This is a genomic window from Bombilactobacillus sp. ESL1187, assembly GCF_058107155.1.
This window is the reverse complement of sequence record NZ_JBYLTZ010000001.1, coordinates 189,387-210,587: the sequence shown is the minus strand read 5'-3', so window position 1 is coordinate 210,587 and position 21,201 is coordinate 189,387. Positions and strand designations below refer to the sequence as shown.

Genomic DNA, 21,201 nt, shown 5'->3' with positions numbered 1-21,201 from the left:
TGTTGAATGTTTATTCTTGATAGTCTATTTGAATTTTTACCAGTCGGAATTACACACACAACGTCAATTAGATCAGCTTTATACGGAAAAAATTATAAACTTTGCTAATTGAAGTAACTTCCGCTAAGATATTATGGAAGTGTGAAGTGAAAGGAAGACGACTATGAGTCAAACTCAAGCTCGGATTCAACAAATTTATCAATTTGTGGATCAAACGACGCAAGAATTAAAACAAGATTTACGGGTGACTTATCAAGATGCCTTATCCGAAAATATTTTAAATATTTTGAGTCAAGCAACTTTTATTGAGGATGGTTTTCCGAATGAAGAGCAGGCTAAGAGTTTAAATCAACAATATCAAAGTTTTGATTTAACGACTTTTAGTACTAAGGAAGTCAAGGAAGCACTAGACTTAGCAATTATTAAGGCACAGCGGTTGGATCAAGTCGATGTCAATCATTTAATGACACCTAATATTATTGCCACTCTTTGTTCCTTAGTAATTACCGAGGTGTTTCAGCAGTATCCGAAAAAAGTTTTGCAGACCATGGATCCGGCGATTGGCACGGGTAATTTGCTTTACCAAACTAATCATGAATTACAGCACAGTACAGAGCTGAGTTTACAAATGTACGGCTTGGACAATGATGATCAAATGTTGATGCTGGCTGATGCGGTTAGTCAAGCAATTAAAGTTTCTGTTGACTTATATCATCAAGATGCGGTTGCTGATTGGTTATTGAGCAATTTTGACTTGATCTTGTCGGATTTACCGGTAGGCTATTATCCGGTTGATGATAATGTTGTTAATTTTCAAACTAAGGCCCAAAAAGGACATTCGTATGCTCATCATCTTTTGATGGAGCAGGCAATGAAAAATGTGCAGCCTGGTGGAATCGGTATCTTTGTTGTGCCGTCGCAAATTTTTCAAACAGAACAAGCCAAACACTTGGCAGAGTGGATGGTTCAAGATGTATACTTACAAGCAGTTTTAAGCTTACCTACGAAATTGTTTGCGAGCGCAGAAGCTGCCAAATCACTGGTAGTGTTGCAACGGCACGGTGCTTTGGCACAACAATCTCCCGAAGTTTTGATGGGGCAAATTCCTAATTTAGATGATGCGCAAGATTTAACACAATTTAAACAACAATTGCAAACTTGGAGTCAGAAAACTTTTCAGTGGGGAGATTAGTGTTATGCGTAAAGTCTTAGTAGTTAATTCTGGTAGTTCAACTTTGAAGTTTAAGTTGTTTAATATGCCAGATGAACAAGTTGTTGCGAAAGGAATGGTTGACCGGTTAGGTAGTGATCAATCAACATTTGAAATTACTTATGATGGTCAAAAGCATACGCAACAATTACCAATTAAGTCTCACAGTGCAGCAGTTGATTTACTAATCAAACAATTGTTGGCATTGAAGGTAATTGATAGTATCCAAGATATTTCAGGAGTTGGTCACCGTGTGGTTTCTGGTGGTCCGGTATTCAGTGATTCAGTTGTTTTGTCAGAAGATAACTTGGCTAAATTAGCCACAATTGATGAATACGCGCCATTACACAATCCAGCGGAACGTAAAGGTGTGGAAGCTTTTAACCAAATCCTACCAGGAGTACCGCAGGTGGCAGTGTTTGATACAACGTTCTATCATAACTTACCTGAAATGAATAAGATTTACTCAATTCCCCGTGAATTAGATAAAAAGTATGGTGCTCATCGTTATGGTGCTCACGGAACTAGCCATAATTACGTCTCACACGAAACAGCCAAACTGTTAAATGTTGATTATGATAAATTAAAGATGATTACTTTGCATATGGGGAGCGGTGTTTCAGTCACAGCCATTAAAGATGGGCAAGCCTTTGATACATCAATGGGCTTTACACCAATTGCTGGAGTGACAATGAGTTCGCGCGCTGGTGATATTGATGTATCATTGGTGGCGTTCTTAATGGAAAAATTGCAAATTACTGATATGCAAGAAATGATTAACCTGTTAAATAATGAATCTGGCTTAAAGGGGATTTCTGGAATTTCACCCGATATGCGGGATTTGATCGCGGCGCGCAAGACTAACCCAGATGCCCAATTAGCGATTGATGTCTTTATTAACCGCATTGTGAAATATGTTGGTAGTTATATTGCTGAGATGCAGGGTGTTGATGTCTTAGTCTTTACCGCTGGGATGGGCGAAAATAATCCCCATATTCGTGAAAAAGTTATGAATGCCTTTAGCTTTATGGGTGTCAAAGCTGATCATGACGCTAATTACGATGGTCATGGGGCCCGAGTAATTTCTGCTCCTGATTCAAAGATTAAAGCGTTAGTCGTTCCAACTGATGAAGAGTTAATGATTGCGCGGGAGTTTGCGCGGTTAGTTAAATAGTTATTTAAACATTGAACTTGATGAAAGATGAGATCTTAAGTGGGGTCTCATCTTTTTTGATGTTTGAAAATTGAAATTGGTTCTAAAACATGATAAAATTTGATTATTAAAATTAAGGGGATGTTATGGATTCGACATATGTAGTTGAGCATTGGTTGCATCTCGTAGGTTACGGCTACGTAAAAACGTTACAGTTAAATTATAACTGCAAAAAATAATAACAATTCTTACGCTTTAGCTGCTTAATCACAGTTTAAAGTGTGATCCAGTCAATTTTGCCTAAGGGTTGATCCTGGGTCTCAAATAATTAGGCTACGTTTGATTGTGCTACCTGAGCAATTAAAAAGAGATTAGTAGGTTAGCCGTTAAGGTTAGCCTGGTTACACGGCGCGCTTAACGGTGAACTTTAAATAGTGTAGCTATGGATGTAGAGACTAATGTGGCAGTATGTATGGACAGGAGTTCGATTCTCCTCATCTCCATTGCAACTTTTTCAATTTTATAAAAACACCTTCAATTGAATATTTGAAGGTGTTTTTTTGTTACTTTTATAAGATGTCAATCAGTTTAATTTTATTTCGAATTTTGGGTTACTTTAGTTGGCTATTGATTATTTTCTGATTTGAATGATCAGTCGTTCGGTCAGCTTACTTTAACTTTGGAATTGTCTTAACCGGCAAAGTAGTTATTTTGCAGTATTTGATAATTAGTAACTAATGGCTTATTGTCGCGGTTTAATGCTTTGCAATATACGTTTGATAACTCTTAGATCTTCGTCGGGAATCGGTTGACCTTGAAAAGTCATAATATAATTGTCATCAAGATTGATTTCACGGGTCTGTTTGTGAAAATTAGAGGAGGAAATTTTTGCTGATAATAAGTAGTCAGTGGAAACATCTAAAATTTGAGCAACCTTTTGCAGATTGTTAGTTGAAGGATTCTTATGCTTCCAAGAATAAATAGTATTTTTACCTAACCCTGCCTGATCGTTGATATTACTCAGACTGAGGCCTTTTTGCTTAGCAATGATTCGGATATTGTCAAATAAAGTCATAAGTTATTCTCCTATATTTGACAATTCATTAGTCTAAAATTAAATTTTTGTATTTACAACTTTAGACTTTAGTGTAATAATGAATTCGTCAAATGATTAAATTTTTCTCAAATTAGTTATTAAGTGCCACGGTAATAGAACTTAATTTACTAGTCGCTTTAAAAATTGATTATTTTGTAATTTTAGACTATGTTCTAAATGTAGTACAATTATTTGCTGTTAGAAACTGATTTAATTTGTCTGCAATTAAAAATAGAAAAAAGACGAGAGTCTCATTTCTCGTCTAAGTTGCCACCTCTTAAGAGCCGTTTAATTAAAGTCATATCTTCCTGAGATATTATACGGCCACGGTAAGTCATGATAATGTCATCGTCAATGTCAACTTTTTTAGTTGTTGATGAGGCCTGAGATTGTAATTCATCTGTGTAACCAGCTAAAGTCATTAATTTATCATAATCAGTATGATAAACACGGGCTAAAATTTTTAAAGTTTCTGGTGATGGATTAATTTTATTGCCTCGATGACTGATCCCTTTTTCTAAATCAGCTATATAACTATGGCTGATGCGCCCTTGTGTTCTTTGCGATACACTGCGTAGTGATTCAGAACCGCGCAAAGTGCGTAAAAATTCTCCTAATTTGTCAGACATAGTTTACACCTCTTGATAAAATTGTAAGCTACACTGCTTTGAAGTTAGCGTATTTTATGATTTACAAAGTGTAATACATGTACCACGATTACATATGTAAAACATAGTTGACAGGAGAAAATATTTTAAAGTTGTAAATTATTTTTTTACTTAACTATTTTTACATAAAATTTTGAGGGAGATTGAGAAAATGAAAAAAAGTAAAAAATTAGTTTTGACATCTATGACTGCTATTGCCTTGGCAGGAGTTGGTATGACCGCAGGTTCATTCGTTATTGGTAATTCCGCTACTACTGTTAATGCGGCACAGATTATGGATGGTAGCCAAGTAGTTGATACTGCTAATACTACAAATAATATTATGGCCCATATTAATGGGTATTATCATGTTCCTATTTCTTTAAATCAAGGTACGATAACCGTTAATCAGGGAGAATCTAAAACTATTCCTACGCCAAATGTTGATGGATATACACCAAGTACAACAACTGTAACATTTACTAATCCAACAGGTAATATTGTTGCTCAAAATCCTGAAATGGTATCGTATGTCAAATATAGGGATACAGGGTCGAATGTAGCAACGGGAACAGCTCCAGACGCATCAACTACTAATAATGTTAATACTACACCCACAACTAATACTAACACGACGAAGAATACTGGAACTGCGACCGGCTCTGAGGGGCAGGTCACTGCAACTAATTCGAATAATAATTCTGCCAATGATCCCGTATCATACCATTCAGCAGCCAAACCAACGTCTACTAAACAAGCAGGAGATGTCCAAACGGGTCGTAATGGTGGCTTAATTAGTGCCATTATTGGAGGAATTGCTTCAATTTCCGCAATTTTTGGTTTGATTGCCCGTAAATTTAACTAATCTTTGACTAACATTGCTAGTAAAATGAGGCTAGGACAATAAGGTTAACATTCGGATTTTTTTGAATTTTAATTTCTTATTGCATTCCAAAAGTCAGCAGGTTGTACTTAACGATATTAAAGTTTCCAAACTTAGTTTGGACTTGGAAATTTTATATCGTTAGTGTTCAACTACTAAATGGCTTTTGTCCTAGCTTCATTTTTTTATAATAAAAATTTAGAAAGTGATATGTCTTTTATGAAGAGAACTCAAGGTACTAAATTAGCAATTCAGAATCGAATGCTTCGCTGTATCTTAGTATTAATTGCAATGATAGGTTTAGTTTTTGTAGCTAAGTATGGTTATACGCAATATTTAGAATCTAAAGCTGCGCAACAAACACATCAATTAGTACAAAAAGTTGTCAAAAAATCCAATAATATGCAAAAAATGCCAGCAGAAGGTAATATTCAAATCAATTGGCATCATTTGGCAAAACTGAATCCTCAGATTAAAGCTTGGATTTATATTCCTCGAACTAAAATTAACTATCCAATTTTACAAAGTTCAAACAATACTTTTTATTTAAATCATGACGAAATTAATCAATATTCTCCAGCGGGGCAAATTTTTTTGGATTATCGTAATCAAGCTAATTTTAATGACGCTAATACATTTGTTTATGGGCATGACATGATGGGGTTCTTACCTAGTCAAGGTGCTAAGTTCACTGAGTTAAATCACTATTTAAAACAATCTTTTTATCAAAAACATCATCACGTTTATATTTATACACCACAAAGACGTTTTGTTGGAACTGTTTTAGCAGTACAAGCAAATAGTGGAGTGGCTAAACCACATACTTTGAGTTTTAAGAACAAAGCGCAGTTTCAATCTTATCTTCGTTATATGAAACAACGCAGTGTGATTAAGACGCGAATAAAACCTCGTCAAGTTCGTAGAGTAGCGACTTTATGGACTTGTACGGAAAGACAAGTTCAAGGCGATCATGGTCAAATAATTGGCGCTAGTAAGGCAAGAACTTATGTAACTGTAGCCTTAAAAGTAGCCCATTAAAGGCTGAATTATCTGTCAGTACGGCCTTTATGGGAGAGTGGTTTAACTACTGATTTTGAAAAAATTATAGAAAAATTATTTGTATAAATTTATGGTTTTATGATGTGACCCCCGAAGTTAGGACGACTTTGGGGGCATTTTTATGTCTAAATTATCTAAACAAGACAAAATTGAGATTTACAATTTATGGAAAAAGCACAGTGTTAGTCTCACAGAATTAAGCCGCAGATATAGCGTAGGACTTTCCTTCATTCATTATTTGATTAACCTAATAGATCGTCATTCTCTTACTATGTTAGATCAACCATATACTCATTACTCAGTGGAATATAAGGGGCAGGCGATTAAACGGATAATGACCAACAAAGAGCAGGAAAACGAGCGTTTACGCAAAGAAGTCTCCCGCCTACGCCAACAGAACTTAAAGCTTACCGTCGAAAACGAATTTGTAAAAAAATTGAATGCCTTAGTAAACCAGCGGGTCAAGAACCGCAACCCGAAGAAAAAGCACAGGTAGTTACCAAGCTAAGGCACGAACTTACAGTCAGTGTAACTTTTATTCTTGAAACCATTAATGCCAAACCCCATTTACCGCATTTATCACTCAGTAATTATTACTACACAATTAATAAAATGAATAATGAATAAGGATCAGAAAAATCAAAACTTAATGAATTTCATCAAGTCAATTTATGAACAACACAAACAGCGCTACGGTTACCGGCGCATTACCTTAGAACTCAAGCGTCAAGGATCAAGAGTTAATCATAAGAAAGTTCAACGTTTCGTGCAGCAGATGAAACTCAGTGGCATTACTAGTAAACGGCGCCGCAAATATAATAGTTATCGTGGTACTCAAGGTTGTATCAAGGCTAACTTAATTCAGTGCCAATTTGGCACCTCCAAACCAAATCAAAAATGGTATTGTGACGTGACTGAATTCAATTTAAAAGGGCAAAAGACATATCTTGCTCCTATTATCGATGGTTGTACTCAATAAATTTATTGCCTACAACATCTCACGTAGTCCGAACTTAAAGCAATCCATGTCCCGTAAAGGACATTCCTTAGATAGTGGCTCATGGAAGGTTTCTTTGGCATTCTTAAACGCTAAATGTTTTATGGTTTTGAGGAGCAATTTGAAAGATTAGATGACTTAGAGGTAGCAATCAAGAAATATATTTATTACTATAATCATCAGAGAATCAAGATTAAATTAAAAGGACTAACTCCGATAGAATATCGTAAATTAGTCCTTAACAACTAAATATTAAAAACTTGTCCTAATTTTGGGGTGTACATCAGTGTCTTAGGAAGTGTTTACTTTAAACTAAGCACTTAATTCCTTTACGTAATCCTCTTTTTCACTAAAGGGGATTGTGATTATTTTATTTTCATTAAAGAGATTGAATATTAAATTAGCGTTCTCGGAATGTTCTTGGTCATTATAAATTACATAAAAATCAGTTTTACTGTCTAGAACATCTCTTGTTTGTGATATATCAGTTAAAATAGATTTTGCATACACTTGATTAGATTCATTAGACATTGTTTTTATTAGTTTGTCTGTAACCTTATTTTTAATACCTGGTATTGCAAATTCATATTTATGTGTTAATCCACTTTTACCGACGTACGACATATCTTTTATTGCTCTTATGTTATTAGATGTTAAGAAATCATCGACGTCTTCCAAAAAAATACTTTTAGTCTGCTTTCTGCTAGTCATAAACATGTCATTAATGAATAACATTGCTTGCAGGAGTCTATGTTTGGCTATTGGAAATTCATCTTTTGTAGTCAGTATATATATTTCGTCTTCATTTTTTTCAACGCCATATGCTTTCAATTGATTGGATAAAAGTTTTATTCTTTTTGGAGATGATTCAACATCAACTCCTAAACTTTCTAAGTTATAAAGTGTCCATCCATCATCAGTTATTTTTAATTTTCCGTTATAATCGGTGACATACATAACTATTTCATCTGAAAAATTATCCAAAAAAGGTAAGTCAATTCTAACTGCATCATTAGATATCTGACTATAGTTATATGAGCCTTTAATCCATTCTATATATGCTTTTTTTAAATTTTCAGCGTTTAACATTTATGTCATCACCTTTCTTTTCTTACTTAGTATTTATATGAACGTAGTCTATAAAGCTTTTAAATGAAGATTCTATGTCTTCTATAGATATAGATGGAGCAAATTGACTTAAATCATAAGCATACGTGTGATCTTTTTCTGTTGAATCTTTGTTATATAAGTGTATGTGATTACGTCCAACTCTTGTATTGTCAATATGGTTTACATGGTTAGATCCATTTATGCAAATTCGCACCAAGTGAAAATTGTATGGACTTTTAAATCTCAAGTGCATTGAATATTTGTCTTGGATATTGCCACGGTATATCCCAAACTTATATTCTACTCCACTAATTGTATCAAAAACTTCTTCATCTTGCTTATATTTTCGAACTATGGGAAAAGAGAACGTAGGGTTATTCAAAAATTCTTTTGTATTGATTAATAGTTTTTGTACATCTTTTTTTGGTATATTATCGAAATCCAATACTATTCTCCCTGTCTAATTTTAAGTTACATTTACAGCTTTTAAAGTCAATCAGTTTTGGACTATCATAGTTATTAATTCTAATGATTTTTAGCTTATCATTAATATAATCTAAAATAACGCTTACATGTGAATTCAAATAAAACTCTATTTATTTACCTTAATTCAATTAATTCACGAATAATACAAATGTTTTTGCTAATTACTAATATATCATGATATGTACGTTTAATTCCAGCGCACTTTTTCAGAGCATCTTAATGATCTAAAGTTTAACCTCAAAAAGATTTTACTTGACGATTTTATGAGACCTGTGTCATTCTTATCTTAAATAATTAGGAGGCTTTCATTCATGCGTAATGTTTATTTAAATCACGATGGTAATGTTGACGATTTAGTTTCATTGTTACTGCTCTTACAGATGCCCGATGTTAACGTCATTGGCGTTGGTGTCACTGATGCCGATGGTTATGTGGATCCCGCTGCTAGTGCTTCACAGAAAATTATTGATACGTTTGGGCAAGCTGGACGCCGACCAGCATCAGTTGCTAAATCAGACTCCCGGGCGGCTCATCAATTTCCTAAAGAGTGGCGCTTGAGTGCTTTTTCGTTTGATGATTTTCCAATTTTAAATGAACATGGCGCACCCAAAACGCCCATTGCTGCTAAGCCAGCGCATTTGGATATGATTGATAAGATTCAAGCTGCTAGTGCACCAATTACGTTGGTCATGACTGGTCCCTTATCCGATTTGGCGCGGGCATTAGATGCAGATCCCAGCATTGTTAATAAGATTGACCGGTTATATTGGATGGGCGGAGCTTTGAATAGTCAAGGTAATGTTTTTGAACCCGGCGCTGATGATACGATGGAATGGAATGCTTATTGGGATCCGATTGCTGTCAAAAAAGTCTGGGATTCTGATTTAAAAATTACAATGGTTGGTTTAGATAGTACGGATCAAGTTCCTTTGACAAAAGAGTTGCGGTTACGTTGGGCAAAACAGCGCCAGTATCCAATTTTAGATTTAATTGGTCAGGGCTATTCTTTGGTGCATTCGTTTGAAGCTAATTCAATCTATTACTTATGGGATGTGCTGACCACATTGTTAAGCAATTATCCTGAATTGGCGGATTCTAAAGTGGTTAAGTCAGACGTTTCCACCACTGGAGCTTCCCAAGGTCGAACTTATCAAACGGACCAAGGTCGCGAAGTAACGTTCGTAACGAATGTTGATGCCGAAGCTTTCTACGACAAGATTGATGAATTAGCTAAAATTAATTATTCAGCTCAGAAATAAAGTTCAATCATTTAAGCGTGTTGCTGCGTCGTTTGTAGGCGCTGAACACGCTATTTTGCTGTTAAAGGATCTGTGGATATTTTTAATACAGTGAGCGTTGACATAATCAAAAATTAGCTGCAAATTATTTGTGAAAAAGCTTGCACCAATGCTTGTTAAATTATAAACTGAACTTAAATAAATCATTAAGGGGTTTATGATTTAATGATATTAAAAAAATTTATTAGACAGTCAGTTTTAATCACAATTTTAGGAGTTGCTGGTGTCAGTGGTTCTGTTGTTCATGCAGAGACAGGCACAACACCAATTATTAAAGTTGAAAATACGTTAGCACAAACGCAAACTTTACCAGTTCCGGAAATTAATGTTAATTCGACTGATTATCAAATTCACGAAAAGCAAATGCGTGGCGAGATTACCGATATTCCTAATTTACAATTGCCACCGATGGCGCAAAATAATGAGTTTGTTCAATTAGCTAATCGCTATATTGGAGTGCCATATGTTTATGGTGGCACTACACCTGCAGGATTTGATTGTTCTGGATTAGTTCAATATGTGGGGCGCCAGTTGGGGCTAGCTTTGCCACGAACTTCGCAAGAACAGAGTTTAGTGGGACAGTATGTGCCGTTAGATCAATTACAGGTTGGTGACCTCATCTTTTGGGGCGCACCTGGGAGTGCAGAACATGTGGGAATTTATGCCGGTAATGGTGAGTATATTCATGCCCCTCAGCCAGGAGAAAAGGTTCGGGTAGGCCAATTTAAATGGTTTAAACCAGATTTTGGTCGCCGATTAAGTAATTGAGGCACAGATGTTAAAAATATTAAGTGCAATTTTTATTATTAGTTTAAGCATTTGGCAATTCTACCGGATTTATCAAAATGCTAAGCGGCCTATAGGTAAACAATTTCAAATGATTTGGCGAGTGGCACAAATTGGTAACTTAGTGTTGGCCATTCTGTTATTGATACTGGGTGGTCGAATTTTGTTCATAACTTAATTTACAAAGTAAAAAAAGTCCCTTAATTATTAGATTTGTTGTAATCTAATTACCAAGGGGCTCTTTTAATGTTATGAATTTTTGAAAAGTTAATAACAGGTTCCAGGATAAACTTGATAAGTGATGTTATTAAAGTCAAAGGTTGCTAATTGACTCAACGTAATATAACAAGTGGCACTAGGAATCAGCATTAAGTTGATGGCTTCTTGATTATCGTCGGGAATGACGGCGACAATAGGTTTGTGATTAGCATAGGCATAACCGTATTCAAAAGCCATCCCAGTGTCTGCATGTGTTGGTAAAAACATGCCACAGACTACGTCAGAACGATCAATTCCTGCGAGATCACCACGAAAAGTGCCAATTTGCCATAAAGGATCAGCCAACATTTCTGGTTGTTTGGTCACGTCGACATCATTAAATTGGTGTTCCAGTGGTCGAAAACTATTTTCCCAATCAACCGTTGGGTTTTGTGCTAAAGCGGCTTGGCCTTGCTGCATATATTGTTCTTCTTCCGGACTAAACCAAGAACAAGCCAAGTAGAGTGATTTTTTTTGGGTCATGAGAAAACTCCTATCAAGATAAATTAAGTATAATGAATTAATTATAGCGTATTTTAGTCAAAAAACCATGAGGTTGTGCTAAAAGAAAAATTTGGAGTAGCAATTGTTTAATCAACGTTAGTTATTAAAATTTTAAGTAGTATTTTAAGGAGGAATTGCGATGTTAAGTTTAGCAATGGGTTCAGATAATTATTACCCAGTTACAGATGACCGGTGTTTTCAAAAGACGGAGTTGACTTTGCCAACGATAAAAGCGAATGATTTGTTGGTGGAAGTCTTAGCGACTGCTGTCAATCCGATTGATATTGCGACGCGTAAAACATTACACGCTTTAAAGCAACCTCGCGTTTTGGGATTTGATGCTGTTGGTATTATTCAACAAGTTGGTTCCGCCGTTCGAGATTTTCATCCTGGAGAGCGGGTCTTTTACGCCGGCGATCTGAAGCGACCGGGTAGTAATGCCCAATTACAAGTGGTCGATCGGCGCTTAGTAGCGTTAGCTCCCCAAAAATTGTCCGTGGCTCAAAGTGCTGCTATGCCTTTAACTGCTCTGACAGCCTATGAATTACTTTTTGAAAAATTACATTTAACGTTGAATACCTTAGCTAATCAAGCTAAATCTATTCTTATTATTAACGGTGCTGGTGGTGTTGGTTCAAGTGCGATTCAATTAGCTAAGTTGTGTGGCTTGCAGGTTTGGGCGACGGCTTCACGCCCAGAAGCTGTCGCTTGGGTCCAAAAGTTAGGAGCAGATCATGTTTTAGATCATCATCAAGATTTAGTGTCGCAAGCACACCAGCAACAGTTTGACTATATTTTAGTTTTGAGTGATGTCGATGCGCATTGGCGAGAGATTATTCAGCTCATTCAACCAGCAACTGGCATGATTGGCACAATTACTAATATGAGTCAGCACCAGATTAACGATTTAAAACGGTTAAGTGTTAGCTTTTGCTGGGAGTGGATGTTTGCGAAAAGTTATTATCAAACTCCAAATTTGGCTTCACAAGGTCAGTATTTGCGCCAAATTGCAGCCTGGCTGGATCAAGGCTTACTGCACTCCACGTTAACCAAAGAAATCACTGGATTTGAAGTTGCGAGTTTGCAACACGCAACCCAGCTGGTAGAAAGTCAACATACCACGGGAAAGGTTGTGTTGACGTATGGTAAGCCTTAAACTGTATTCTATAAGTAAGATTTGAATAATTGATGTGGAGATAATTTATGAAATTATTAATGATTGAGGATAATAAATCTGTTTCCGAAATGATGTCGATGTTTTTTCAAAAAGAAAATTGGGACGTTCATTTTGCTTATGATGGTAATGAAGCGGTAGAGATGTTTAATCAAGAGCCAAATTCCTGGGATTTGATTACTTTGGATCTGAATTTACCCGGTAAAGATGGCTTAGAAGTGGCTAAAGAGATTCGCCAAAAATCGGCCAGTGTGCCGATTATTATGTTGACGGCCCGTGATTCTGAAAGTGATCAAGTTTTAGGTTTGGAATATGCGGATGAATATGTCACGAAACCGTTTAGCCCGATTACCTTAATTGCTCGGATTAAAGCCTTGCATCGGCGCAGTGAATTAACTGATACCGAAACTTCCACGGCTAGTGATAAAAATTTTGATATTCAAACTAAATATTTCAAACTGAATAGTAATACTCGTGAAGCTTATTTAATGCAACAAGAAATTCCTAATCTAACTCCTAAAGAGTTTGATTTGTTGAAAACTTTGGCCAATAAGCCGCGCCAAGTCTTTTCGCGGGAACAATTGTTACAACAAGTTTGGGGCTATGATTATTTTGGTGATGAGCGGACGGTTGATGCCCATATTAAAAAATTACGCCAAAAAATTGAACAAGTCGGTCCCCAAGTGATTCAAACTGTTTGGGGAGTAGGTTATAAGTTTGACGATTCGGATTTAGGTGCATCATGAAATTAATCTATCAATATATGTTAGGTTTTTTGATCGTCGTGGGAACTTGTCTAGGAGTTATCTCCATTGCAGTTTATAGCTATAGTGAAAATATGGCTTATCGTCAAACCTGGGTGCAATTGGAGGGCTATTCGGATAACTTACAAAAAATGGCGCTCAAAGTGAATCCCCGCACGGGCAATATTGATAACATTACCGCAGACACTTTAGAATCAATGCAAGAAGTTTTGGCAGACCAAAAGGTTAATTTTGTCATGTTTGATAAAACGGGGAGTGAGATTTATCCGAACCGAACGCAACGGCCGGTAATTGATCACCACACGTTAAAATTATTAAAAGCGGGAAACGTTATTCGCGAGCGCAATAGTCATGAAAACGAACGGCCGCGAGTTTATAATAAGCAGCCGATGACTTATATTATGAAGCCTTGGTTTGATCATAATAATAAATTAGTGGCGGTGTTATTGGCTGGTTCGGAAGTATCAGCGATTCAAACCAGTATTAATACGATTAAACATAACTTATTAATAGCATTATTAATTTCAGTGTTAATTGCTTTGGTTATGAGTTGGTATTTGGCTAATTGGCAAGTCAAACGGATTGATAAATTACGGCGCGCGACTAAACAAGTCGCGGGTGGCGATTTTGATGTTCAAATTGCTGCGGATGGTCAAGACGAACTGGATGATTTGGCTAATGATTTTAATGCGATGACTTTATCATTACAAGAGTCTGATCAAGAAATTAAACGCCAAGAACAACGTCGCAAAGAGTTTATGGCCGATGCTTCGCATGAGATGCGCACACCGTTAACGACAATTAATGGGTTATTAGAGGGCTTGGCTTATGATGCTATTCCCGAGGATCAGCGTGAGCATAGTATCCAATTAATGCGCAATGAAACTAAACGTTTGATTCGCTTAGTTAATGAGAATTTGGATTATGAAAAAATTCGGACTAACCAAATTCCGTTGCATCAACGAACTTTTAATGCCACGGATTGTCTAAATAATATTATTGCGCAATTAAAAGAAAAGGCGGAATCGGCACAAGATCAATTAATTTTGCAAGCACCGGAGAAGTTAGATGTTTATGCGGATTATGATCGGTTTATTCAAGTAGTTTTTAATATTACCCAAAATGCTATTCAATTTACCCAACAAGGTTGGATTAAAATGACGGCTTGGCATGATGACCAACAACAGGCCGTCATGATTACGATTAGTGATAATGGCATTGGCATGAGTGAAGACCAAGTGAAAAACATTTGGGAACGCTATTATAAAGCTGACCCATCCCGCAAAAATACCAAATATGGCGAATCAGGGTTAGGGCTAGCCATTGTGCACCAGTTAATGCAACAACATCAAGGTAAAATCCAAGTCCATAGCCGATTAGAAAAAGGCACGACGTTTACGCTGACTTTTTATGATGAAGATAAGTTGGCTGCAGCCAAGAAAAGCAATCCCCAAGGCGCTTAGTAGCCGACTAGATAACAACTTGGATGAATACCTGAAAAAATTTTTACTAGTTTCTGCAGAATAGATAAATTATAATGAAATTATTCTCATGTTAGGTGGATTAATAATGACAGATAAGACTAGATTATACGCACAATTTCAACCCGAGCATTATGATTTGTATTTAGACATTAATCGAGAAACTAAAATGATTCATGGGCAAACGACAGTGCGCGGTTGGGCTGTGACTTCAACTATTAAATTGCATCAAAAATATTTAACTATTCAAAACGTGACCGCAGCCGATCAAAACTTAACTTTTAGTGTTGATGAACAAAAAGAAACTGTGACGATTGAATTGCCGCAAGCAGGAGCTACGACGGTAACAATTGCTTATGAGGCACCTTTAACTGATTCAATGATGGGCATTTACCCCTCTTATTATCAAGTGGCCGGCCAAACCAAGCAATTAATTGGAACTCAGTTTGAAACGACAGCTGCGCGGCAAGCTTTTCCTTGTGTCGATGAACCAGCGGCCAAGGCAACTTTTAATTTAGCTATTAAATTTGATGAACACCCCGGTGAAACAATTATTAGCAATATGCCTGAAAAACAAGTGCAGCAAGGGGTGCACTATTTTGAAACGACAGTTAAAATGTCGACTTATTTAGTAGCCTTTGCTTTTGGTGAGTTGCAAAAAGTGACGACCACGACGAAAAGTGGGGTAGAGGTAGGCGTCTTTGCTACCAAAGCCCATTCAGCTCAGGAATTAACTTTTGCTTTAGACATCGCCAAACGTTCAATTGAATTTTATGAGGATTATTATCAAACACCATATCCCTTGCCACATTCTTGGCATTTGGCCTTGCCAGACTTTTCAGCAGGTGCCATGGAAAACTGGGGCTTAATCACTTATCGGGAAACCTGTTTACTAGTTGATCCGCAAAACGCCGCTTTAGAAAATCAGCAATATGTAGCGACAGTGATCGCCCACGAATTGGCTCACCAATGGTTTGGCGATTTGGTAACCATGCAGTGGTGGGATGATCTCTGGTTAAATGAAAGTTTTGCTAATATGATGGAATACGTGGCGATTGATGCCTTGCAACCGGATTGGCATATCTGGGAATTGTTTCAAACAGCCGAAGTGCCGGCAGCACTAAAGCGAGATGCCACTGCTGGGGTCCAGTCAGTTCACGTGCAAGTTGAACAGCCCGCCGAAATTGACGCGATCTTTGATAGTGCGATTGTTTATGCCAAGGGGGCACGCATGTTAGTGATGGTGCGCGCTTTGATTGGTGATCAAGCGTTACGGCAAGGTCTCAAAGCCTATTTTGACCAGCACCAGTATGCTAATGCGACTGGCGATGATTTGTGGCAAGCTTTGGGTAATGCTGCCCACATGGATTTAAAAAAGATTATGGATACTTGGTTGGAGCAGCCGGGGTATCCAGTCGTGACAGTTAAACTGCAGGCTGATACATTAGTCTTACATCAACAACAATTTTTTATTGGCGAAAGTCAAGACCAACAGCGGCAGTGGCAAATTCCGTTAAAGAGTAATTTTACAGCCGTACCTCAGTTGATGACGACAGCCACCATAGAAATTCCGCATTATACCGAGTTACGGCAAGCAGCTCAGCAGCCATTACAGTTGAACGTGGAAAATGAATCACACTTTATTGTAGCTTATGATGATCAACTCTTAGCCGATTTGGTTCAAAACGTTAGCGAATTAGATGCGGTGACTCAATTACAAATTTTACAAGATGCGGCGTTATTGGCCGAAGGGCAACAAAAGCCTTATGCTGCAGTTATTCAGATTTTACCGCAGTTTAGTCATAGTACTTCTAATATTGTGAATGCCGAATTTTACCAAATTTTGCGTCAATTGCAAAAATTTGTCCAACCACAAACAGCTGCCGAAACTGCATTAAAACAAGTTTATCGCCAATTTAGTGCGGCGGAAATCAATCGTTTAGGGTGGCTACCTCAAGAACAAGAAAGTCTAGATGATCAGTTAAGTCGCCCAATTTTGATACAAGCGGGTCTTTATGGTGAAAATCCAGCTCTCATTCAACAAGGGCATCAATTATTCGGTCAGTATCAAGCTAATTTGGCTAGTTTTCCAGCTGCCACGCGAGCAAGTTTGTTAGTTAATGAAGTGCAAAACTATGGCAATGCGGCGTTGTTTGAGCAATTAATGACTTTATATCGGCAAACTAGTGTGGCTGATTTAAAGAGTGATATCGCTGCTGCGATGCCCAAAATAGCAGATCCATCATTATTACACCAGATGATCGCTTTATTTGAAGATAGTCAAACAATTAAACCGCAAGACTTACGGGCTTGGTATCGGGGCGTGTTACTTAATCCTCAGGGGCAACAACTAGCTTGGGATTGGTTACGCAGCGATTGGAGTTGGCTGGAACAAAGCTTAGGTGGCGACATGGAATTTACTGCGTTTATTACGGTGACCGCGAATGCCTTTCATACACCAGAGCGTTTAGCAGAATTTCAACAATTTTTTGAGCCCAAAGTGGCTGTGCCCGGTTTAGGTCGAGAAATTACTATGGATGAAAAAGCCATTGCTGGTCGCGTCGCTTTAGTTCAAGAGCAACAACAAGGAGTGCAAACAGCAATCAAGGAATTAATTTTAGCATCATTCTAAAGCTGAAGTTAGAGGCTGAGATCAAAGTCGCTCAAAGCTGATTATTGCGATTCAATTTTGGTGTTACTAACACTTAAGAAAGTTATAATCATACTCAGCGATTTTTTTCTTGGCTTCTTTGCTGTTTTGATGGCATTCCGAAAGAAATTAATGAGGAGTAAGATCATTTTGTTTAAAATATTCAAGCAACCACAGCAATTAAAGACTGAACTGTTAGCGGGGGTTACCAGTTTTTTCGCCATTTCTTATATTATTATTGTTAACCCGCTAATTTTAAAGGATGCCGGCATGCCAGTTAATCTGAGTGTGTTTGCGACGATTATTATCTCGGCAATCGGCTGTTTAATTATGGCTTTTTGGGCAGATGCACCGGTGATCTTGACCCCAGGAATGGGCGTCAATGCCTTTTTTACGTATACCTTAGTAGTTAACCTCAAATTTAGTTGGCGAGAGGCCTTAGCAGTTTCTATCTTAAGCAGTTTGGCGTATTTAGTGATTGCTTTTACACCACTAGTACACTTGTTAGCTAAAACAATTCCAGCTAGTTTAAAAACAGGGATTAGCGTTGGGATCGGCTTGTTCTTGGTCGAGCTGGGGTTAAAAAAGGCGGGACTCATTGTAGCAGGTCATAATGGTTCCTTAGTAGCAGGAGGCAACTTAGCTGCGCCAATGACGTTACTGGCCTTATTTGGCTTAGTATTAACGTTAGTTTTATATTTAAAAAAAGTTCCAGGTTATTTTATTATCGGTATTATTACGAGCAGTATCTTAGCGGTTATTTTTCATTTACAAGCAGCTGCTCCCCCAGTCAAATTAAGTCAATTAACCCAAATGTCACAGTTAATTAATCAAGCTAATTTTAGTCAAATTGGAAATTTGAAATTTTGGTTGGCGGTCTTTTCTTTGACCATGATTTTAGTATTTGAATCCATGGGGCTATTGACTGGCATTTTACCTGACCAGAAAAAATTTCCGCGAGCCTTTCAAAGTAGTTCCATTACAGCTGTATTATCTGGAATTCTAGGCAGTAGTCCGACTGTTGCCGCGGCGGAAAGTGCTGCGGGAATTGAAAGTGGGGGTCGCAGTGGGATTGTATCTTTAGTAGCAGCTATTTTATTTAGTGCTTCGTTGTTTGTAGTCGGTGGTTTAAAATATATCCCTCAAGCCGCGATTGCACCGGCTTTGATCTTGACAGGGGCTATGATGATGCAACAATTGCAAACTTTAAATTTACAAGATTTTAGTGAATGGTTTCCGGCGTTTTTGATTATTACGTTGATTCCGCTAACTGGTAGTATTGCCACGGGGTTAGCTTTTGGTTTTGTGAGTTATCCTGTGGTTAAATGGGCCACTAAGCAAGGTCAGCAATTAAATGCCACATTGCTAGTTTTAAGTGGTTTATTTTTATTAGATTTAATTGTGAATGCTATTTTATAGTTAAGTTGAGAATAAAACAAAAAGCATTGGTTCAACTGTGAATTCGTTACTAGAATGTTGAACTAATGCTTTTTTAGTTAGTTTGTTTAGCTTATTTTTGGGGAACTTCATAGAGAAAATTATCATTACCATCTAGTTCAGGGGCATTGCTCTTATATAAATCAGTAGTCGTTTTATTATTATTTTTGGAATAAAGACTCGTTGATTTATCCCCCAAAGCATCGCGTGTTTTCATTAAGTGTTGAAATTCGTTTTGATAGTTATAGTCCTTAGGATTGACAGGGGTAAAGCCCTTGGGAGTATAAAAACGCAAGAGATTAGTTTTATTGACGGAATCTGATAAACTCAGTTCAGTATCCTTCTTTTGGGCAATTTGGCGTAGTTTACTTTTCAATTCTGGTGTTGGATCAGTGATTAATTGACCATTACTGTTTTGATAAATGATCATTTTGTTATTACTATTATTAATCACGGTATACTTAGGTGTCACAAACGTATGGTTACGGAAAATGACATTTTGGTCATGTTGCTTAGATAAGAGGTCATTGCCCATGAAGATATAGGGCTTAGTATTGACGCCCAAGAGATTTAATAAAGTGGGCAAAACATCGATTTCTCCACCATATTGTTTTTGAATTCCTCCCTTCAATCCGGGCATATGAATCATAAACGGAACACGTTGCAGTTGAATATGATCGAATTGACTCCAAGTTTTCGGATCATGCCCAATGACCGGCGCAACGTCTTTTTCATCACCTTCACTTAGTCCGAAGTGATCACCATAAAGAATGATAATCGAATTGTCATACAAACCACTAGCCTTTAAATAGTCGAAGAATTCGTGAACAGCTTCATCAAGATAATGTGCAGTGCCAAAATAATTATTGACCATTGTATTATTAGTATCCGGTTTTTGAAAACCACCGAGGTCATCATTGGCTAATTCAAAGGGGTTGTGATTAGTGACTGTCAAAAATTTAGCGTAAAATGGCTGTTGCAGCTGTTCTAAATATTTGGTACTTTCCGCAAATAACAGTTTATCTTTGCTGCCCCAATAAGTGTTACTATCGGCAGTTTGTTGAAAATACTTTTGATCAAAGAAATAATTGTAGCCCATATTTTTGTAAACAGTGTCGCGACTCCAAAAAGAACCAATATTACCATGAAACGCCGCCGAGGTATAACCTTGTTGTTGATTTAAAATGGCCGGTGCGGCTTGGAAGGTATTGTTAGATCCTAAACTAGTAAAAAAAGATCCTTCAGGTAAGCCAAAAAGCCCCGTTTCTAACATAGTTTCTGCGTCACTTGTCTTGCCTTGACCAACTTCGTGGAAGAAATTGGAAAAAGCTAGGGTATTATCGGAATGATAAAGACTATTTAAAAAGGGAGTTACTTCTTGACCCTTCACTTTACTATCGATCAGGAATTGTTGAAAACTTTCGAGATGAATGATGATAACATTTTTGCCTTTAGCAATGCCTTGATACTTTGGATTAGGTGTGGCGTAATGTTGTTTGACGTAAGATAAGACCGGATCCATATTAGCTCCTTGCGCTCCGGAGCGGAGATTGTTACTTTGGGCGGTTTTAAAACTATCATATGCTAAAAAAGAATTCAGTCCCAAATATTTAACAATATAGGTGCGATCAAAGGTCCGCATTAATAATTGTGGTCGACTTAATTCGGCTAAAAAAACGTTAGCGGCTAACATGGTTAAACTCAGACTGGTAATTAAAAAAGCTTGTAACTTACTAGTGGGCTTGGGGTCGGCAGTAACTTTTTTAGTAATCCATAACAAAGCAAAAATTGGAAAATCAATAAAATAAATCCAATCGTGTACTTTAATCATGGCAATGGCACTGCTGCCAAGGCCTTTAGCAACTTTGCCCACACTTAAAATGGTGTTAATACTAATAAAATCACTAAATTCGCGGTAATATAAAATATTGCTATATAGTAATATTGTTTCTAAAACATAAATGGCTAGAGTGGTCCAATAATATGGTTTCGCTTTTTTGAAATAAAGTGGCAAGCTCAATAAGAGTAAACTTGTAGCAATGGGATTCATAATGAGTAAAAAATGCTGAAAAGGATCAGCGGCGCCCATATTAAAATCTAAGTAATAAGCAATGACGGTTTTTAACCAGAGACCTCCGGTTAAGATTAATAACCAGCCACTGCGCCGAGTGTTCATTTGGTTGTGCATTTTCATGAATTAATTTCTCT

The 21,201-nt window shown here is 37.1% G+C and carries 20 protein-coding genes, 1 other RNA gene and 1 pseudogene; 16 read left to right on the top strand and 6 right to left on the bottom strand.

Annotated features, from left to right (window positions below; translation table 11 throughout):
* The first annotated feature begins 163 nt into the window (after positions 1 to 163).
* The 3 genes from AC3B5B_RS01090 (at position 164) to ssrA (ending at position 2,869) form a co-directional block, all read left to right on the top strand.
* Positions 164 to 1,192, top strand: a complete 1,029-nt coding sequence (locus tag AC3B5B_RS01090; RefSeq protein WP_489769094.1) for a class I SAM-dependent methyltransferase — start codon at positions 164 to 166, stop codon at positions 1,190 to 1,192.
* 4 nt (positions 1,193 to 1,196) lie between these two features.
* Positions 1,197 to 2,384 (top strand): acetate/propionate family kinase, encoded by a 1,188-nt coding sequence (locus AC3B5B_RS01085; protein WP_489757377.1) that lies wholly within the window; start codon positions 1,197 to 1,199, stop codon positions 2,382 to 2,384.
* Positions 2,385 to 2,500: 116 nt separating this feature from the next.
* Positions 2,501 to 2,869, top strand: a transfer-messenger RNA (tmRNA) gene (gene ssrA, locus AC3B5B_RS01080).
* Positions 2,870 to 3,105: 236 nt separating this feature from the next.
* Here ssrA and AC3B5B_RS01075 read toward each other — a convergent pair.
* Both AC3B5B_RS01075 and AC3B5B_RS01070 read right to left on the bottom strand, forming a co-directional pair.
* Entirely contained in the window at positions 3,106 to 3,438 is a 333-nt protein-coding gene (locus AC3B5B_RS01075; protein WP_489757378.1) for a helix-turn-helix domain-containing protein, read from the bottom strand.
* Positions 3,439 to 3,710: 272 nt separating this feature from the next.
* Positions 3,711 to 4,088, bottom strand: coding sequence for a helix-turn-helix domain-containing protein (locus AC3B5B_RS01070; protein WP_489757379.1), 378 nt, complete (start codon positions 4,086 to 4,088; stop codon positions 3,711 to 3,713).
* 190 nt (positions 4,089 to 4,278) lie between these two features.
* Between AC3B5B_RS01070 and AC3B5B_RS01065 the strand changes: the two genes are divergently transcribed.
* From AC3B5B_RS01065 to AC3B5B_RS01045, 5 genes are all read left to right on the top strand, one after another.
* Positions 4,279 to 4,971 carry a hypothetical protein gene (locus AC3B5B_RS01065; protein WP_489757380.1) on the top strand — a complete coding sequence of 231 codons (693 nt, stop codon included), beginning with the start codon at positions 4,279 to 4,281 and terminating at the stop codon, positions 4,969 to 4,971.
* A gap of 237 nt (positions 4,972 to 5,208) precedes the next feature.
* Positions 5,209 to 6,027 carry a class B sortase gene (gene srtB / locus AC3B5B_RS01060; RefSeq protein WP_489757381.1) on the top strand — a complete coding sequence of 273 codons (819 nt, stop codon included), beginning with the start codon at positions 5,209 to 5,211 and terminating at the stop codon, positions 6,025 to 6,027.
* Positions 6,028 to 6,169: 142 nt separating this feature from the next.
* Positions 6,170 to 6,544 (top strand): hypothetical protein, encoded by a 375-nt coding sequence (locus AC3B5B_RS01055; RefSeq protein ID WP_489757382.1) that lies wholly within the window; start codon positions 6,170 to 6,172, stop codon positions 6,542 to 6,544.
* Between the two features lie 153 nt (positions 6,545 to 6,697).
* Complete coding sequence (locus AC3B5B_RS01050; protein WP_489757383.1) at positions 6,698 to 7,027, top strand: IS3 family transposase; 330 nt, start codon at positions 6,698 to 6,700, stop codon at positions 7,025 to 7,027.
* 114 nt (positions 7,028 to 7,141) lie between these two features.
* Positions 7,142 to 7,294, top strand: a complete 153-nt coding sequence (locus AC3B5B_RS01045) for an IS3 family transposase (RefSeq protein WP_489757384.1) — start codon at positions 7,142 to 7,144, stop codon at positions 7,292 to 7,294.
* Between the two features lie 63 nt (positions 7,295 to 7,357).
* Here AC3B5B_RS01045 and AC3B5B_RS01040 read toward each other — a convergent pair whose 3' ends face one another.
* Together AC3B5B_RS01040 and AC3B5B_RS01035 are read right to left on the bottom strand one after the other, a co-directional pair.
* Positions 7,358 to 8,134, bottom strand: coding sequence for a DUF1828 domain-containing protein (locus AC3B5B_RS01040; RefSeq protein ID WP_489757385.1), 777 nt, complete (start codon positions 8,132 to 8,134; stop codon positions 7,358 to 7,360).
* Positions 8,135 to 8,156: 22 nt separating this feature from the next.
* Positions 8,157 to 8,600 carry a DUF6978 family protein gene (locus AC3B5B_RS01035; RefSeq protein ID WP_489757386.1) on the bottom strand — a complete coding sequence of 148 codons (444 nt, stop codon included), beginning with the start codon at positions 8,598 to 8,600 and terminating at the stop codon, positions 8,157 to 8,159.
* A gap of 352 nt (positions 8,601 to 8,952) precedes the next feature.
* On the opposite strand from AC3B5B_RS01035, the gene AC3B5B_RS01030 reads away from it, so the two are divergent.
* From AC3B5B_RS01030 to AC3B5B_RS01020, 3 genes and pseudogenes are all read left to right on the top strand, one after another.
* Positions 8,953 to 9,900 (top strand): nucleoside hydrolase, encoded by a 948-nt coding sequence (locus AC3B5B_RS01030; RefSeq protein ID WP_489769093.1) that lies wholly within the window; start codon positions 8,953 to 8,955, stop codon positions 9,898 to 9,900.
* 477 nt (positions 9,901 to 10,377) lie between these two features.
* Positions 10,378 to 10,707, top strand: a pseudogene (locus AC3B5B_RS01025) (C40 family peptidase); the annotation flags it as partial.
* A gap of 7 nt (positions 10,708 to 10,714) precedes the next feature.
* Positions 10,715 to 10,903, top strand: a complete 189-nt coding sequence (locus AC3B5B_RS01020; RefSeq protein ID WP_489757388.1) for a hypothetical protein — start codon at positions 10,715 to 10,717, stop codon at positions 10,901 to 10,903.
* 89 nt (positions 10,904 to 10,992) lie between these two features.
* Here the strand turns inward: AC3B5B_RS01020 and AC3B5B_RS01015 are convergent, their stop codons facing one another.
* Positions 10,993 to 11,466 carry a nucleoside 2-deoxyribosyltransferase gene (locus tag AC3B5B_RS01015; protein WP_489757389.1) on the bottom strand — a complete coding sequence of 158 codons (474 nt, stop codon included), beginning with the start codon at positions 11,464 to 11,466 and terminating at the stop codon, positions 10,993 to 10,995.
* 160 nt (positions 11,467 to 11,626) lie between these two features.
* On the opposite strand from AC3B5B_RS01015, the gene AC3B5B_RS01010 reads away from it, so the two are divergent.
* The 5 genes from AC3B5B_RS01010 (at position 11,627) to AC3B5B_RS00990 (ending at position 18,975) form a co-directional block, all read left to right on the top strand.
* Complete coding sequence (locus AC3B5B_RS01010) at positions 11,627 to 12,643, top strand: zinc-binding alcohol dehydrogenase family protein (protein ID WP_489769092.1); 1,017 nt, start codon at positions 11,627 to 11,629, stop codon at positions 12,641 to 12,643.
* 47 nt (positions 12,644 to 12,690) lie between these two features.
* Positions 12,691 to 13,407, top strand: coding sequence for a winged helix-turn-helix domain-containing protein (locus tag AC3B5B_RS01005; RefSeq protein ID WP_489769091.1), 717 nt, complete (start codon positions 12,691 to 12,693; stop codon positions 13,405 to 13,407).
* Positions 13,404 to 14,888, top strand: coding sequence for an ATP-binding protein (locus AC3B5B_RS01000; RefSeq protein ID WP_489769090.1), 1,485 nt, complete (start codon positions 13,404 to 13,406; stop codon positions 14,886 to 14,888). Before AC3B5B_RS01005 ends, AC3B5B_RS01000 begins: the two co-directional genes overlap by 4 nt.
* 106 nt (positions 14,889 to 14,994) lie before the next feature.
* On the top strand, positions 14,995 to 17,538 hold the full coding sequence (locus AC3B5B_RS00995) for a M1 family metallopeptidase (RefSeq protein WP_489769089.1): 2,544 nt from the start codon (positions 14,995 to 14,997) through the stop codon (positions 17,536 to 17,538).
* A gap of 150 nt (positions 17,539 to 17,688) precedes the next feature.
* Positions 17,689 to 18,975 (top strand): NCS2 family permease, encoded by a 1,287-nt coding sequence (locus tag AC3B5B_RS00990; RefSeq protein ID WP_489757394.1) that lies wholly within the window; start codon positions 17,689 to 17,691, stop codon positions 18,973 to 18,975.
* Between the two features lie 91 nt (positions 18,976 to 19,066).
* Here the strand turns inward: AC3B5B_RS00990 and AC3B5B_RS00985 are convergent, their stop codons facing one another.
* Positions 19,067 to 21,187, bottom strand: coding sequence for an LTA synthase family protein (locus tag AC3B5B_RS00985; RefSeq protein WP_489757395.1), 2,121 nt, complete (start codon positions 21,185 to 21,187; stop codon positions 19,067 to 19,069).
* Positions 21,188 to 21,201: the final 14 nt, after the last annotated feature.